The sequence below is a fragment of the Janthinobacterium sp. UMAB-60 genome (genome assembly GCF_900095235.1).
GTDB lineage: Bacteria > Pseudomonadota > Gammaproteobacteria > Burkholderiales > Burkholderiaceae_D > Janthinobacterium.
Window position 1 is genome coordinate 1 of sequence record NZ_LT607502.1, and the last position, 14,285, is coordinate 14,285.

The window sequence follows — 14,285 nt, forward strand, 5'->3', positions numbered from 1 at the left end:
TCCTCCTCACGCCTTGTCCGCGCTCCTGATGAACTGCCAGCAGAAGACGCTCCCTACTGGCATAGGCTCTAAGTATCAAGACCCGCCTGGCATAAGATGCCGCGGATGCCGCGCGCTAGCGTTGCGCCAGCGGCCCCGCCTCCAGCGGCTCGGCGGCGCCCGGCGGCACGATGGGCAGCAATGGCTCCGCCTGGACAGCCGGCACGTCAGGCGCCGCCTCGGCGGCCAGCCGACTGGCCAGGCACGCGTCGAATTGGGCACTCAGGGCATGGCCGCACTGCTCCGAGCGCAGCACGTCGCCGATCAGGCGATAGGCATCCCAGGCTTGCCGCCCCTCATCCGTGTCGAGGGCGGCAAAAGCCAGTTCGAGTTCGCTCGCCGCCAGCTCGCCATCGGCCAGGGCGGAAATCGTCTCGTGCAATCGTGTATGCGTATCCATGATGGGTCCTGCCATTTCAAGAGGATAGTTGCGGAAACCGGACGCAGCCATGCCAACCTCATACTCCGCAGATTACCAGCGCTTGTCAATCGGCATATCCAACAACGGTTTCAATTTCTCTGCGATCACTTCGCGCGCGCGGAAAATGCGGCTGCGCACGGTGCCGATGGGGCACGCCATGATCTCCGAAATCTCTTCATAGCTGAGGCCCTCGATCTCGCGCAGCACGATGGCCGTGCGCAGCTCGATGGGCAGCACCTCCATGGCCGCGTTGACTGTGGCTGCAATCTGCTTGCTGGCCAGCACCGATTCGGGCGTATTGTTGTCACGCAATTTATTGCCGTCATCGAAGGACTCCGCCTGCTCGGCGTCGGCATCGCTGGACGTGGCGGCACGCCGCCCCTGCGTGACGAGATAATTCTTGGCCGTATTGATGCCGATGCGATACAACCAGGTATAAAAGGCGGCATCGCCGCGAAAATGGCGCAGCGCCCGATAGGCCTTGATAAACGTTTCCTGCACCACATCTTCGGCCTCCGCCGGGTCATGCACAAGTCGCGACACCAGGCGCATCAAGCGGCGCTGATATTTCGATACCAGCACATCGAATGCCCGTTTGTCGCCAGCCTGCACCCGCTCGACCAGTAACTGATCATACTCGCGCTCTGTCCTCACGCCCGATGTCCCTGTTCGCATGCAGCGTGGGCGCCTGTATGGATATAGAGTTGGCCCGCTGCAAGAAGTTCAGTGTTCGCCCCATTTTTATTCTTCCCCACTGCGCGCCGCGATGGCCCGGCACGCCACGGCCAGCGGGCGGAAGGCGGTGCAAGCGCTGCCACGCTGCGCCAGCACCTGCGTGCGTCGCCCCGCGGCATCGGCCAGGCACAGCACCAGCAGCGATGGCCACAGGGTCGAGCCCGGCAACAGGCGCAGCACCGGCGGCACCAACGGCGCCGCGCCGGACGGCGCCCCGCCATGCTCCAGATATACCGCCAGCCGCAACTGGCCGACCGGCGAAATATCAAGCACCTGCGGCTTTCTGCGCTGGCGCAGCAAAGCCAGCAAAAACACGCCGCCAGCCGCACTCGATAGTGCACCGGGCCAGCCCAGCGCATAGCCGCCCACCAGCTGACCGGGGCCGGAACCAGAGCCAGACAGGGCCGCAATGTGCCACGCGCCGCTCAGGGGCCAGGCGGCCAGCACCGCGCACAGTCCCAGTACCGCTTGCAGCAGGCGTAAACAGACAGGCGTGCGAATGACAGCCGCTACCGCGATCGACATATTGCCAACTCAAAGGGAAAAACATCAGGCGCGCCGGCACCATGCCGGGCAAATTCAGGCACCAACGAACGTTGGCACCGAATCAGCGCTCACTACGGTTTGACCGTAGTGAGCGCTTGAAAGTTCCTGCTTATTTCGCTTTACCGAAAATCAGCGTGCCATTCGTTCCGCCGAAGCCGAACGAATTCTTCACTGCGTAATCGATCTTCATGTCCCGTGCCGTGTTGGCACAGAAATCGAGATCGCAAGCAGGATCCTGGTTGAAGATGTTGATGGTCGGTGGCGACACCTGATGGTGCAATGCCAGGACCGTAAACACCGCTTCCAGACCGCCCGCGCCGCCCAGCAAATGGCCCGTCATCGACTTCGTCGAGTTGACGACCATATGCTTGGCATGCTCGCCGAAGGTGCGTTTGATGCCCATCACTTCCGCCACGTCGCCTTGCGGGGTCGACGTGCCGTGCGCGTTCAGGTACTGAATCTGATCCGGGTTCAAACCTGCGTTGTTGAGGGCCGCGATCACCGATCTGCTGCCGCCGCTACCATCTTCCAGCGGCGAGGTCATGTGATAAGCATCTGCGCTCATCCCGAAACCATGCACTTCGGCATAAATCTTGGCACCACGGGCCACCGCTTGCTCATACTCTTCCAGCACCATGACGCCAGCACCCTCGCCCAGCACGAAGCCGTCGCGGTCGGCATCCCACGGACGCGATGCCGTTGCCGGATCGTCGTTGCGGGTCGACAAGGCACGTGCCGAGGCGAAACCGCCCAGGCCCAGCGGCGACACGGTCGATTCAGCACCACCGGCAATCATGACGTCGGCATCGCCGTACTCGATCATGCGCGCGGCAGCGCCGATGCTGTGCAAACCGGTGGTACACGCCGTCACGATCGCCAGGTTCGGACCCTTCAGACCATATTTGATCGAAAGATTGCCAGAAATCATGTTAATGATCGAGGCAGGCACGAAAAATGGCGAGATACGGCGCGGACCGCGCTTTTCGTACTCGGATTTGGTTTCCTCGATCAGCGGCAAGCCACCGATACCGGAACCGATGATCACACCGATGCGCTCGGCGTTTTCCTCGGTCACTTCCAGACCGGAGTCCTGCATCGCCTGGATGCCTGCAGCCATGCCGTAATGGATAAAGGTATCCATGTGGCGGGCTTCCTTACCGGAGATGTACTCTTCGATATTGAAACCTTTGACTTCACCGGCAAAATGCGTGGTGAAGGGCAATGCATCAAACTTGGTAATCGTGGCAATGCCGGATTTACCTTCGGTAATTGCGCTCCACGCCTCGGCAATAGTATTGCCGACAGGTGAAACACAGCCCAGGCCGGTTACAACAACACGACGGTTTTTAGAACGGCTCAAGCGATTCTCCTGAAGTCGGTCAAACAGGCTTAGGCCTTGACGTGTGCGGTGGCGTAGTCGATCGCCTGTTGCACGGTGGTGATTTTTTCAGCTTGTTCGTCAGGGATTTCCATTTCGAATTCGTCTTCCAGGGCCATGACCAGTTCCACGGTGTCCAGGGAATCGGCGCCGAGATCGTCGACGAAGGAGGATTCGATTTTGATGTCTGCTTCTGCAACGCCCAGTTGCTCAGCGACGATTTTCTTAACGCGTTGTTCGATATCCGACATGTTATGGCTCCAAAGTGTGTGTTACGGAAAGTGCGCGCATTTTATCAGGTTTGCGCGTCCGAATACTAATTTCGGTGTCTGCTGCTAATTCGACCGAAGCTGCTGCTAAAAGATGCGATTATAGACAAAAACGGCCGTTGAATCATGCCACAAACGCCCGCCCTGTCTACCTTTCACATCAATTCATGTACATTCCGCCGTTCACGTGCAGGGTCGTGCCCGTGATATACGCCGCTTGCGGCGAGGCCAGAAAGGCCACCGCCGCTGCCACGTCTTCCGGCTTGCCCAGGCGGGACAGGGGAATTTGCGTCAACAGGGCCGCGTGCTGCTCTTCGCTCAGGGCCTTGGTCATGTCGGTATCGATGAAGCCCGGCGCGATGCAGTTCACGGTAATGTTGCGGCTGCCGATTTCGCGCGCCAGGGCACGGCTCATGCCTTCCACGCCGGCCTTGGCCGCCGCGTAATTCATTTGCCCCGGATTGCCCGACGACGCCACCACCGACGTGATATTGATGATACGCCCAGCCTTGGCTTTCATCATGCCGCGCAGTACGGCGCGCGACAGGCGGCCGACGGCCGACAGGTTGGTGGAAATCACGCTGTCCCACTCGTCATCCTTCATGCGCATGGCCAGCTGGTCTTGCGTGATGCCCGCATTGTTGACGAGGATAGACAGGCTGCCGTAGGTTTTCTGCACTTCGTCGACGACTTGCGCGCAGCGCGCCGCATCGGTCACGTTCAGGACCAGGCCCTTGCCCGCCACGCCTTCGGCGGCCAGGTAATCGGTGATCGCTTGCGCGCCGCTTTCCGAGGTGGCGGTGCCAACCACGGTGGCGCCTTGCTTGCCCAGTTCGGTGGCGATGGCGCGGCCGATGCCGCGCGAGGCGCCCGTGACCAGCACGACTTGATTTGCTAAATTCATGAGTATCCTTAAAGATGGCTGACGGCAGCCACAGCTGCACTGCCGTTTGCTGTTTATTTGAGCTGCGTCAAAATGCGTTCCAGCGAGGCCTGATCGACGATGGCGTCGCCCACCAGCACGGGATCGATGCGCTTGGCCAGGCCCATCAGGACCTTGCCCGGACCGCATTCGATCACTTGCGTGATGCCCTCAAGAGCCACTTTCTGCATCGTTTCCACCCAGCGCACGGGGCTGGCCGCCTGGCGCACCAGCGCATCCTTGATACCGGCGACGTCGTTGACGATGGCTACGTCGACGTTGTTGATCAGGGCGATCTGCGGTGCCGAGAAATTCAAGCTGGCCATGTATTCACGCAAACGGTCCGAAGCCGGCTTCAGCAGCGACGAGTGGAATGGCGCGGAGACCGGCAGCTTCATGGCGCGCTTGGCGCCCTTGGCCTTGGCCAGTTCGCAGGCGCGCTCGACGGCAGCCGTGTGACCGGCGATGACCACTTGCGCAGGCGCATTGAAATTGACGGGCTCGACCACCAGGGCCGGGTTTTCCGCCGTCGCTTCCGCACAGGCGGCGCGCACGTCGTCATCCGACAGGCCCAGCACGACAGCCATCGTGCCCTGCCCCACGGGCACGGCTTCCTGCATCGCTTGCGCGCGGAAACGCACGAGTGGCACGGCATCCTTGAACGAGATGACGCCGGCGGCGACCAGCGCCGAGTATTCACCGAGGCTATGGCCGGCCACGACGTTCGGCACGGGGCCGCCCGCCGCCAGCCAGGCGCGGTAGAAGGCCACGGCCGCCGTCAGCATCACCGGTTGCGTGTTGGTGGTCAGGTCCAGTTCTTCCTTCGGACCTTCGGCGATCAGCTTGCCCAGGTCGAATTGCAGGGCATCCGACGCTTCGGCCACGGTTTGCGCCACCACGGGGTTGCCGGCGAAACCGTCGAGCATCGCAATCGCTTGCGAGCCTTGGCCTGGAAAAACAAAAGCAAATTGTGTCATGTCGACTCCGTTTTTTTTACTATTTAGAGAATCAGAGACCCAAAGGCAACTGCTGGGGTACGTCCCTGCGGGATCGGAATGCATTCCATTGAAATGCATTCCCCCGACGGGTCGGACCCCGAAGTCAGCCTTCGGCTATCACATCCTTGCCAGCACGGCGCCCCAGGTAAAGCCGCCGCCCACGCCTTCCATCATGACGTTGTCGCCCTTTTTTACTCGGCCGTCGCGCACGGCGATGTCGAGCGCCAGCGGGATCGAGGCGGCCGAGGTGTTGCCATGCTGGTCGACGGTGACGACCATCTTGTTGAGCGGCAAGCCAAGTTTCTTGGCCGTGCTGTTCATGATGCGGATGTTCGCCTGGTGCGGGATCAGCCAGTCGATCTGGTCCGAAGTCATGTTGGCGTGCGCCAATGCTTCATGCGCGACTTTTTCCAGCACGGACACGGCCAGCTTGAACACGGCCGGGCCATCCATGTACAGGAAGGCACTGCCGGCCAGCGCACCGCCAGCCACACTGCCCGGCACGCTGAGGATATTCGAGTGGCGCCCGTCCGCGTGCAGCTTGGCGGCCAGGATGCCTGGCTCGGTGGAGGCCGTCATGACGATGGCGCCGGCGCCGTCACCGAACAGCACGCAGGTGCCACGGTCATCGAAATTGAGGATGCGCGAAAACACTTCGGCGCCAATCACCAGCACATTCTTGTGCATGCCCGACTGAATAAAACTATCGGCGGTGGCGACTGCATACACGAAACCGCTGCAGACGGCTTGCACGTCGACGGCGGCGCAGTGATTCGTGATACCCAGCTTGCTCTGCACGATGCAGGCGGTGCTGGGGAAGCTGCCGAAGAAATCGGGGGTCGAGCTGGCGACGATGATCAGGTCCAGGTCGTTGCCGCTCAGGCCCGCCATCTCCAGGGCCTTCTTGGCCGCTTCCACGCCCAGGTCCGAGGAGTTTTGCGACGGTGCCGCGTAATGGCGCGCCGAGATGCCGCTGCGCGAGACGATCCACTCATCCGACGTCTCGATGCCCTTGGCGGCGAGCTGTTCGGTCAAGTCCTGGTTGGTGACGCGCTTCTCCGGCAAGTAGCTGCCGGTGCCGATAATTTTGCTGTAAATTTTGCTAAAAACAGTCATGCAAGTACCCGTCCACTAAATGGTAGAGCTTGTTGAAGTAGGTTCGTCCGGTACTGGCGTGCGCGGCATCAGCTCGGCGATCAGGCTGGCCAGCTGTGCTTGCACGTCATTTTTTGCCGCATCAAAGGCGCGGCGCAAGGCCCATTCAAACGAATAGGCATCGGCGCTGCCATGGCTCTTGAAGACGAGGCCACGCAAGCCCAGCAGGCTGGCGCCGTTGTAACGCGATGGATTCAAACGGTTGCCGATGGCTTTCAGGGCCCCGCGGGCAATCAGCGCGCCCAGCATGGTGATCGGGTTGCGCTTGAATTCGGTAGTGAGCACGTCCTTCATGAGGCGCGCCAGGCCTTCGATGGCTTTCAGGGTGACATTGCCGACAAAACCGTCGCAGACGACGATATCGGTCGTGCCCTTGAAGATATCGTTGCCTTCCACGTTGCCGTAGAAGTTCAGCGCGCCACGTTCGTGGTCGGCCTGCAGCAGCTTCGAAGTGAGCTTCACCACTTCATTGCCTTTGATATCTTCCGTGCCCACGTTCAGCAAGCCGATCGTCGGGCGTGCGATGCCTTCCATGGCGGAAACCAGCACGGAACCCATGATGGCGAACTGGTGCAAGTGATGCGGTTCGCAATCGACATTCGCGCCCAGGTCCAGCATGTAGGTGGGGCCGTTCTTTTGATTCGGCAAGATGCTGCAGATGGCCGGGCGGTCGACGCCGGACATGGTTTTCAAGACATAGCGCGACACGGCCATCAGGGCTGCCGTATTACCGGCGGAAACGGAGGCTTGCGCCGCGCCGCTCTTGACCTGTTCGATGGCCACGCGCATGGAGGAATCCTTCTTGCGGCGCAGGGCCACTTCCAGGGGATCGTCCATGGTAACTTGTTCGGAGGCATGCAATACCGACAGGCGCGGATGCGTGTCGGCTTTATGTTTTTTCAGTTCGGCACGAATCACGTCTTCCAATCCAACAAGGATCAGTTCGGCTTCAGGCTCATGTTTTACGAAGGAAATTGCTGCAGGGATAGTGACTGAGGGACCATGATCTCCGCCCATGCAGTCGATAGAAATTTTGATTGTCATTTGTGTTGATTCAATACCGCTGCGGGCGTGCGGCAAGATGTGAATCGGACTGGAGCATATGCAGGGCGCAGCATGTCATGCACCGCCTGAGCAAGCTTGATTCAAAATGACGGGTGCGCAAGATGAATTGCAGCCGATAAAAAAGAAGAAGCGGCGCCACGCCGAATAACCACGCAACACCGCTTTCATCTTACCCAACAAAAACGTCGATTACTCGTCGTTTTTGGTCTTCAACACTTTACGGCCACGATAGAAGCCGTTAGGGCTGATATGGTGACGCAGGTGTGTTTCGCCGGTAACTGGCTCGACGCTCAATTGCGGCGCGACCAGGAAGTCGTGCGAACGGTGCATGCCGCGCTTGGAAGGGGTTTTCTTGTTCTGTTGAACTGCCATGATGACTCCTAATACATAAGTTCTAAAATTTTAGCACATTCGATTGGCAAATACATGCGAATCGAGTATCCCAGCGGCAAAGACTACCCGAAAATAGCCCGGGCCGACATCGTTTATTACAATTACATTTCACTACACTTGCCATACTCGATTACAACACGCGTTTGACACGTCTTTTACAGGAAGCATCAAAAACCTACTGCGCCTCCCGCTATCGCCTTTGCGTTGCTCAGCGTACCTTCGTACGCCTGCGCTACTCAAGACGATATCAGGCCGCTCGCTACGGTTTTTTAAAGCTTCCTTTTTACTACTTTATTCTGGCTTCAAGTCCTTCAGTGCCGCAAACGGCGACTGCTTTTCAGTCTTGAGAGCATCGAGCTGCGCCGTATCGGGGCAGACGTCGTGTTTGGGTACCTGCGGCAGGGCCAGCAAGGCTTCATCTTCGATCAGGGCCGCGGCATCCATGCTGCGGCTGCCGACGATCACGTCGATCGATTCATCGTTGATGATTTCTTCGATCTCGTCCGCCTGCTCGTCATCCTTGCCCAGCATCAGAGTGGTCGTCGAATCAATTACGTAAGCATACGGAGTCAGGCAGCGCTGGCAAACCAGCTGAACGGTGCCGTTGACCGACAAGGTCAGTTGTGGGTAGCCCAGCTTGCTGGTGCCGCCGACGACCTTCCAGGCGATATCGCCGGAAGCATCTGCACAATCCTTGGTCAACCGGGTCATTTCAGCGACAGGAGTTACACCCTCGCGGCTCCCGCTGATACGACAAAAATCAAAGGCGTCGATCACAAAAGCATTCATTGGTAGAAAATTTCCCCGGAAAACCTGCGATAATAACAGGGTTTTGAGCACCGAGTCAAAGGCTAAGCATCTTTTTTGACGCAATCATTGCCATAAACATGACAACTTCATCAACACCGTCATGCCGCATGGAGCCTCAGTTATGGGTTCTGTGCCCTGGAATTTATGTGAAATTCCACTGACACCGACCAGCGCGGCCATGCCGGCCGCCATCCACTACCGAATGATACCAACTTCCGCCCCCTTGCGCTTGATTCTTGCATCGAGTTCGACCTACCGCAAGGAATTGCTGCAACGCCTGCGCCTGCCTTTCGAGGTCGCCGTGCCCGATCTCGACGAAAGCCCCCTGCCCGGTGAAAGCCCCAGCGCCACGGCCCTGCGCCTGGCCCAGGCCAAGGCGCAGGCCGTGCTCGACCGCTACCCTGGCAGCCTCGTCATCGGCTCCGACCAGGTCGCCACCCTGGATGGCGCGCAGATCGGCAAGCCGGGCAACCATGACTACGCCCTGCTGCAACTGCAAACCATGCGCGGACGCCAGACCGTGTTCCACACGGCCCTGTGCCTGCTCGACGGCCGTCAGAATCCGCCCGTGGCGCAGGTGGAAGATATCCAGACCCTCGTCACCGTGCGCGATTTGCCCGATGCCGAACTGGACGCCTACCTGCGCATCGAGCAACCGTACGATTGCGCCGGCAGCGCCAAGAACGAGGGCCTGGGCATCGCCCTGCTCGAACGCATCGACAGCGTTGACCCCACCGCCCTCACCGGCTTGCCGCTGATCGCCCTCACCAGCATGCTGCGCAAGGCGGGCGTCACGTTTTTTACCATTTAATTTACCGACAAGAAGAATATGACCGGCACCCTGTACCTGATCCCCAACCACCTCGGCCTGTCCGAAGGCGCCATCGACCCGTTGTCCCGCATCATTCCAGAGCAGGTGCGCCAGATCACCTCGCAACTCGATTATTTCGTCGCGGAAAACGCCAAGACGGCGCGCGCCTTTTTGAAATTGATCGGCAACCAGCATCCGCTGGCCAGGCCGCTGCAGGAAATCACGATTTCCGAACTGAACGTGAATACCCCGGCGCAAGCGCTGGCCGGCTTGCTGGCACCGCTGCTGGCGGGCCGCGATGCGGGCCTCGTCTCGGAAGCGGGCGTGCCGGCCGTGGCCGATCCCGGCGCCGACCTGGTGCGCCTGGCACATCAGCACGGCATCAAAGTGCGCCCGCTGGTGGGCCCGTCGTCGATCCTGCTGGCCGTGATGTCCAGCGGCTTGAACGGCCAGAGCTTCGCCTTCAACGGCTACCTGCCCACCGATGCGGCCCTGCGCGCCAAGCGCATCAAGGAACTGGAAGTGCGTTCGCGCACGGAAAAGCAGACCCAGCTGTTTATCGAAACACCGTACCGCAACGCCGCCATGCTTGAAGCGCTGGTGGCGCAATGCGCGCCGTCGACCCTGATCTGCGTCGCCACCGACCTGAGCCTGGACACGGAAAGCGTGCAGACGTGGAATGGCGCGCAGTGGAAGAAACAATTGGCCGCCGGCAAAGCGCCTGATTTCCACAAGAAACCGACCGTGTTCTTGCTGTTGGGACAGTAAACGACAAACGCCACGGGCAATTACCCGTGGCGTTTTTTATTGCAGCCCTACCAAGACAAGTAGGATTACACTCTTCTTGTTCCGGTATTTTTCTGTCCGCCCTTGCCCGTTTCCAACACAAACTTGGCGCCATCGTCGCGGCCCAGCACTTTGACCAGATACGGCATGACTTCGCGCAACATCGGCTCCAGGGTGTACGGCGGGTTCAGGATGAACATGCCACTGCTGTGCAAACCGAAGCCGTCCGGCGACGGCGTGTTGACCGTCAAGGTCACGTGCAGCCAGTCCGAGCTGGGCAGTTGCTTGAGCTTGTCGGCGAACTGGCGCGATTCCATGCGCTGCAGCACCGGGTACCAGACGGCGTAGATGCCCGACGGGAAGCGCACGAGGGCGTCGGCCAGGGTGTCCTTGACCTTGCGGTAATCCATCTTGTCTTCATATGGCGGGTCGATCAACACCAGCGCGCGGCGCGATGGCGGCGGCAGCAGGGCTTTCAGGCTCTGGAAGCCATCCGCCTTGGTGATGAGCACGCGCTTGCCGCGCACGGTAGGACGCTCGCCCTGGGCCAGCGCATGCGCCTCGACCTTGCGGAAGTTGTCAGCCAGAATTTTTGCATCGGCCGGATGCAGCTCGAACAGGCGCAGACGGTCTTGCTCGCGGCTCACCTTGTCGGCGCAGTACGGCGAACCCGGGTAGTAGCGCATCTTGCCACTCGGATTCATTTCCTTGATCAGCTTCATGTACTCGGCCAGCGAGGCCGGCAAGTCCGTGCGGTCCCACAGGGGCGCGATGCCCGTTTCGTATTCCGCGTTTTTCGCGGCATAACCACCGTCGAGCGCATACACGCCCGCGCCGGAGTGGGTATCGATATAACTATAGGCGGTATCTTTTTGATTCAGATATTGCAACAACTGAATCTGCACATAATGCTTCAACACATCGGCGTGATTACCCGCGTGAAAGGCGTGGCGGTAACTCAACATAAGCTGGCTAATTCCATAATAAAAATAAACAAAGGCGGGAGCGCTGACACCGGGCAGGGCATGAAAACAGACTGGAGGGGGTCAGGCTGCGGGGCCAGGAAACAGCATGGACCAGCGTAATCAGCGCGCAATTATCAGCATTATCCACCAGAAAGGGCGATTGCATCAAAAAACACCGATAAACAAGCCCATGCATTCTCGGGACTGGCGTGGCCGGGCGCGGTAGAATACGCGCATCGGGCGCCCCGCGCCCATCCGCCCTACTATACATACGACCATGCACAGCCTGACCCTCACGACCGATAACCGCGCCGACGTCGCGGCAGCCCTGGCCGGCCCGCGCTGGACGGTGGCCTGCCTGTGCGCGCTGTGGTGCGGCACCTGCGGCAGCTACCGCGCCACGTTCGAGGAACTGGCCGCGCGCCACCCGGACACGCTCTTCGTCTGGATCGACATCGAAGACCAGGCCGACGTGGTGGGCGACCTCGACATCGACAACTTCCCCACGCTGCTGATCCAGCGCGAAGACCATGTCGCCTTTTTCGGCACGGTGCTGCCCGACGGCGGCCTGGCGCACCGCATGGTGCAGGCGCAGCAAGCGCTCAGCGGGGACGAACTGGCGGCGCTGGCCGGCAGCACGCAGGAGCGGCGCGACTGGCAGCGCGATTGCAATCTGCGCCACCTGCTGGCCGCCACCCTGGCGCAGTAAACATCAAGCTAGCCGCAGCGGCAGGCTACGCAGCCGCTTTCCCGTCAAACTGAACACGGCGTTGGCCACGGCCGGCGCGATCGGCGGCGTACCCGGTTCGCCCACGCCTTCGGGGTGTTCCGCGCTGGCGATGATGATGGTTTCCACCTCGGGCGTCTGGCCCATGCGCAACACGGGATAGTCGTGGAAATTGCTCTGCTCGACTTTGCCATCCTTGAAGGTGATCTCGCCGCCCAGCGCCGCCGACAGGCCGAACAACACGGCCGACTCCATCTGCTGGGCGATGATGTTCGGATTGACGGCGATGCCGCAATCGATGGCGCACACCACGCGCTGCACGCGAATCTCGCCGTTTTCCACGGATACCTGCGCCACCTGCGCCACGATGCTGCCGAAGGACTGGTGCAAGGCCACGCCGTGCGCATGGCCGGGCGGCGCACTGCCCGCCCTGGCGACTGCCGCATCGAGCACGGCCAGGTGGCGCGGATGTTTCAATAACATGGCGCGGCGGAAAGCGATGCCGTCCTGCCCGGCCGCATGCGCCAGCTCATCGATAAAACTTTCCTTGAAGAACGCATTGTGCGAATGCCCCACGGAGCGCCAATAACCGATGGGAGCGGCACTGTCGGCGATCACGTGGGCGATGCGCTGGTTGGCGATTTCATACGGCATGTCGAATTCGCCTTCGGCCGTGGTCTTGTCCGGCCCCGCGCCGGGCAAGCCGAAGTTGCGCTGCAGAAACTGGTGCGTGATGGAACCACTGACGGATTTGTTGTCCCAGGAAGCGATGCGGCCGTGCTCGTCCAGGCGTGCCGCAAAGCGGGCCAGCGCGGCGGGCCGGTACATATCGTGCTGCGTGTCCTGCTCGCGCGTCCACACCAGCTGCACCGGCGCGCCCGCGCACTGCATGGCGATGGCCACGGCTTGCGCCACCATGTCCACCTCCAGGCGGCGGCCGAAACCGCCACCGAGCAGCAGCACCTCGATGCTGACATCGTTCGCGTCGACGCCGGCCACCTTCGCCGCCACGTCGACGGCGATGCCGGGCGCCTGCGTCGAGACCCACAGCATCACCTTGCCATTTTTCACCTGCGCGGTGCAGTTGACGGGCTCCATGGCGGCGTGCGCGAGGAACGGCGCGCGATACTCGGCCTTGACGCTGCGCAAATCCTGCACGGCCTTGCCCTCGACCACGCCGCTGGAATAATAGGTAAAACCCGCGTCGCCATCGAGCAGGCGGGAAAATTCGGCAACGACGCTCTCGCTGGACAGGCCCGCCTGCGGCCCCGCCGTCCACTGCACGGCCAGAGCGGCGGCCGCCGTCTTCGCGCGCCAGTACGTGTCGGCCACCACGGCCACGCAAGATACACCGCGCTTGCCAAGGCTCGGCGTCAGATCCGCCACCTTTTTCACGCCGGGCATGGCCAGGATGGGCGCCGCGTCGAACGCGGCGACGGCATCGCCGAGGCGCGGCGGCAACTGCAGGGCCGCGTACAGCATGCCGGGCGGGCGCGCATCGATGCCGAAGCGCGCGCTGCCATTCACTTTGGACGGCGTGTCGCGGCGCGGCGCCGGCTGGCCGATCAATTTAAAATCCTTGGGCAGTTTCAGCACGGGCGTGCCCGGATCGATGGCGGCGGCGCGCTGCGCCAGGCTGGCGTAGCTGGCGCGCCGGCCATCCGGGTGCAGCACTTCACCATCCTGCGTGCGGCATTGCGCGGCCGGCACCTGCCACTGCGCGGCGGCCGCGGCCACCAGCATGGCGCGCGCGGACGCCCCCGCTTCGCGCATGGGGCCCCAGCCATCCTTCACGCTGGACGAGCCGCCCGTGACGATCACGCCCAGTTCGCGCGCCGCCTTGGCCACCGTCCACTGCGCCAGCGCTTTCAGGCGGCCCTGGTCGTCCGGGTGGAACGGCAGGCTATCCTTGAGCATGGCCACATTGCCGAAGATTTTATCCATGGGCGCCTGGATCAATCTGACGCTGACCAGGGGGACGTCGAGTTCCTCGGCCACCAGCATCGGCAAGGCCGTATGCACGCCCTGCCCCATCTCGCTGCGCGGCATGGCCAGGGTCACCGTACCGTCCGTGCCGATGGCCAGCCAGCCGTTCAGCGCCACGGCGCCATCCTGCAGCGGCAGCGGCGCGCCGCCATGCAGGCGCTGGCGCGGCGGCAGCACACCCCAGCCCAGCACCAGGGCGCCCACGCCGGCCACGCCGAGGCCCAGGCCGCCGAGCAGGAAACGGCGACGCGAGGTGTTTTTTTCTCCGGCCATGGGATA

Annotated in this window: 16 protein-coding genes; 3 read left to right on the forward strand and 13 right to left on the reverse strand. The window is 61.4% G+C overall.

Annotated elements, in window-relative coordinates:
• Positions 1-115: 115 nt before the first annotated feature.
• The 11 genes from K0F86_RS24645 to K0F86_RS24695 form a co-directional block, all read right to left on the reverse strand.
• Entirely contained in the window at positions 116-439 is a 324-nt protein-coding gene (locus tag K0F86_RS24645; protein ID WP_219136776.1) for a sigma-E factor negative regulatory protein, read from the reverse strand.
• 72 nt (positions 440-511) lie between these two features.
• Positions 512-1,114, reverse strand: coding sequence for an RNA polymerase sigma factor RpoE (gene rpoE / locus K0F86_RS24650; protein ID WP_081344518.1), 603 nt, complete (start codon positions 1,112-1,114; stop codon positions 512-514).
• A gap of 87 nt (positions 1,115-1,201) precedes the next feature.
• Positions 1,202-1,720, reverse strand: coding sequence for a hypothetical protein (locus tag K0F86_RS24655; protein ID WP_219136778.1), 519 nt, complete (start codon positions 1,718-1,720; stop codon positions 1,202-1,204).
• Positions 1,721-1,850: 130 nt separating this feature from the next.
• Positions 1,851-3,101 (reverse strand): beta-ketoacyl-ACP synthase II, encoded by a 1,251-nt coding sequence (fabF, locus tag K0F86_RS24660; protein ID WP_219136779.1) that lies wholly within the window; start codon positions 3,099-3,101, stop codon positions 1,851-1,853.
• A 29-nt stretch (positions 3,102-3,130) separates the two neighbouring features.
• Positions 3,131-3,370 (reverse strand): acyl carrier protein, encoded by a 240-nt coding sequence (gene acpP, locus K0F86_RS24665; protein WP_008449912.1) that lies wholly within the window; start codon positions 3,368-3,370, stop codon positions 3,131-3,133.
• Between the two features lie 178 nt (positions 3,371-3,548).
• A complete protein-coding gene (gene fabG, locus K0F86_RS24670) occupies positions 3,549-4,292 on the reverse strand; it encodes a 3-oxoacyl-ACP reductase FabG (RefSeq protein WP_219136780.1) in 744 nt (247 codons plus the stop codon).
• Positions 4,293-4,345: 53 nt separating this feature from the next.
• Positions 4,346-5,287, reverse strand: coding sequence for an ACP S-malonyltransferase (gene fabD / locus K0F86_RS24675; RefSeq protein WP_219136781.1), 942 nt, complete (start codon positions 5,285-5,287; stop codon positions 4,346-4,348).
• Between the two features lie 138 nt (positions 5,288-5,425).
• Positions 5,426-6,424 carry a beta-ketoacyl-ACP synthase III gene (locus K0F86_RS24680; protein ID WP_306823226.1) on the reverse strand — a complete coding sequence of 333 codons (999 nt, stop codon included), beginning with the start codon at positions 6,422-6,424 and terminating at the stop codon, positions 5,426-5,428.
• A 15-nt stretch (positions 6,425-6,439) separates the two neighbouring features.
• Positions 6,440-7,507: a phosphate acyltransferase PlsX gene (gene plsX / locus K0F86_RS24685; protein WP_099763130.1), complete on the reverse strand. Its 1,068-nt coding sequence runs from the start codon at positions 7,505-7,507 to the stop codon at positions 6,440-6,442.
• A 210-nt stretch (positions 7,508-7,717) separates the two neighbouring features.
• Positions 7,718-7,900, reverse strand: coding sequence for a 50S ribosomal protein L32 (rpmF, locus tag K0F86_RS24690; protein WP_010399517.1), 183 nt, complete (start codon positions 7,898-7,900; stop codon positions 7,718-7,720).
• Positions 7,901-8,212: 312 nt separating this feature from the next.
• Complete coding sequence (locus tag K0F86_RS24695; RefSeq protein ID WP_219136782.1) at positions 8,213-8,710, reverse strand: DUF177 domain-containing protein; 498 nt, start codon at positions 8,708-8,710, stop codon at positions 8,213-8,215.
• Between the two features lie 223 nt (positions 8,711-8,933).
• Between K0F86_RS24695 and K0F86_RS24700 the strand changes: the two genes are divergently transcribed.
• Both K0F86_RS24700 and K0F86_RS24705 read left to right on the forward strand, forming a co-directional pair.
• Complete coding sequence (locus tag K0F86_RS24700) at positions 8,934-9,542, forward strand: Maf-like protein (RefSeq protein ID WP_219136783.1); 609 nt, start codon at positions 8,934-8,936, stop codon at positions 9,540-9,542.
• Between the two features lie 18 nt (positions 9,543-9,560).
• The gene (locus K0F86_RS24705) at positions 9,561-10,310 is read left to right on the forward strand and encodes an SAM-dependent methyltransferase (protein WP_219136784.1); all 750 of its coding nucleotides are present in this window, start codon (positions 9,561-9,563) and stop codon (positions 10,308-10,310) included.
• A gap of 65 nt (positions 10,311-10,375) precedes the next feature.
• Here K0F86_RS24705 and K0F86_RS24710 read toward each other — a convergent pair whose 3' ends face one another.
• The gene (locus K0F86_RS24710) at positions 10,376-11,293 is read right to left on the reverse strand and encodes a 23S rRNA (adenine(2030)-N(6))-methyltransferase RlmJ (RefSeq protein ID WP_071076471.1); all 918 of its coding nucleotides are present in this window, start codon (positions 11,291-11,293) and stop codon (positions 10,376-10,378) included.
• A 277-nt stretch (positions 11,294-11,570) separates the two neighbouring features.
• On the opposite strand from K0F86_RS24710, the gene K0F86_RS24715 reads away from it, so the two are divergent.
• Complete coding sequence (locus K0F86_RS24715; protein ID WP_219136785.1) at positions 11,571-12,002, forward strand: thioredoxin family protein; 432 nt, start codon at positions 11,571-11,573, stop codon at positions 12,000-12,002.
• Between the two features lie 3 nt (positions 12,003-12,005).
• On the opposite strand, the gene K0F86_RS24720 is transcribed toward K0F86_RS24715, so the two are convergent.
• Positions 12,006-14,279: a molybdopterin cofactor-binding domain-containing protein gene (locus K0F86_RS24720; protein WP_219136786.1), complete on the reverse strand. Its 2,274-nt coding sequence runs from the start codon at positions 14,277-14,279 to the stop codon at positions 12,006-12,008.
• Positions 14,280-14,285: the final 6 nt, after the last annotated feature.

What these genes read in the sequence shown, in the direction of transcription:
- K0F86_RS24645 (WP_219136776.1), bottom strand. Translation starts at nt 439, where the DNA reads ATGGATACGCATACACGATTGCACGAGACGATTTCCGCCCTGGCCGAT.
- K0F86_RS24655 (WP_219136778.1), bottom strand. Translation starts at nt 1,720, where the DNA reads ATGTCGATCGCGGTAGCGGCTGTCATTCGCACGCCTGTCTGTTTACGC.
- acpP (WP_008449912.1), bottom strand. Translation starts at nt 3,370, where the DNA reads ATGTCGGATATCGAACAACGCGTTAAGAAAATCGTCGCTGAGCAACTG.
- fabG (WP_219136780.1), bottom strand. Translation starts at nt 4,292, where the DNA reads ATGAATTTAGCAAATCAAGTCGTGCTGGTCACGGGCGCCTCGCGCGGC.
- fabD (WP_219136781.1), bottom strand. Translation starts at nt 5,287, where the DNA reads ATGACACAATTTGCTTTTGTTTTTCCAGGCCAAGGCTCGCAAGCGATT.
- K0F86_RS24680 (WP_306823226.1), bottom strand. Translation starts at nt 6,424, where the DNA reads ATGACTGTTTTTAGCAAAATTTACAGCAAAATTATCGGCACCGGCAGC.
- plsX (WP_099763130.1), bottom strand. Translation starts at nt 7,507, where the DNA reads ATGACAATCAAAATTTCTATCGACTGCATGGGCGGAGATCATGGTCCC.
- rpmF (WP_010399517.1), bottom strand. Translation starts at nt 7,900, where the DNA reads ATGGCAGTTCAACAGAACAAGAAAACCCCTTCCAAGCGCGGCATGCAC.
- K0F86_RS24695 (WP_219136782.1), bottom strand. Translation starts at nt 8,710, where the DNA reads ATGAATGCTTTTGTGATCGACGCCTTTGATTTTTGTCGTATCAGCGGG.
- K0F86_RS24700 (WP_219136783.1), top strand. Translation starts at nt 8,934, where the DNA reads ATGATACCAACTTCCGCCCCCTTGCGCTTGATTCTTGCATCGAGTTCG.
- K0F86_RS24705 (WP_219136784.1), top strand. Translation starts at nt 9,561, where the DNA reads ATGACCGGCACCCTGTACCTGATCCCCAACCACCTCGGCCTGTCCGAA.
- K0F86_RS24710 (WP_071076471.1), bottom strand. Translation starts at nt 11,293, where the DNA reads ATGTTGAGTTACCGCCACGCCTTTCACGCGGGTAATCACGCCGATGTG.
- K0F86_RS24715 (WP_219136785.1), top strand. Translation starts at nt 11,571, where the DNA reads ATGCACAGCCTGACCCTCACGACCGATAACCGCGCCGACGTCGCGGCA.
- K0F86_RS24720 (WP_219136786.1), bottom strand. Translation starts at nt 14,279, where the DNA reads ATGGCCGGAGAAAAAAACACCTCGCGTCGCCGTTTCCTGCTCGGCGGC.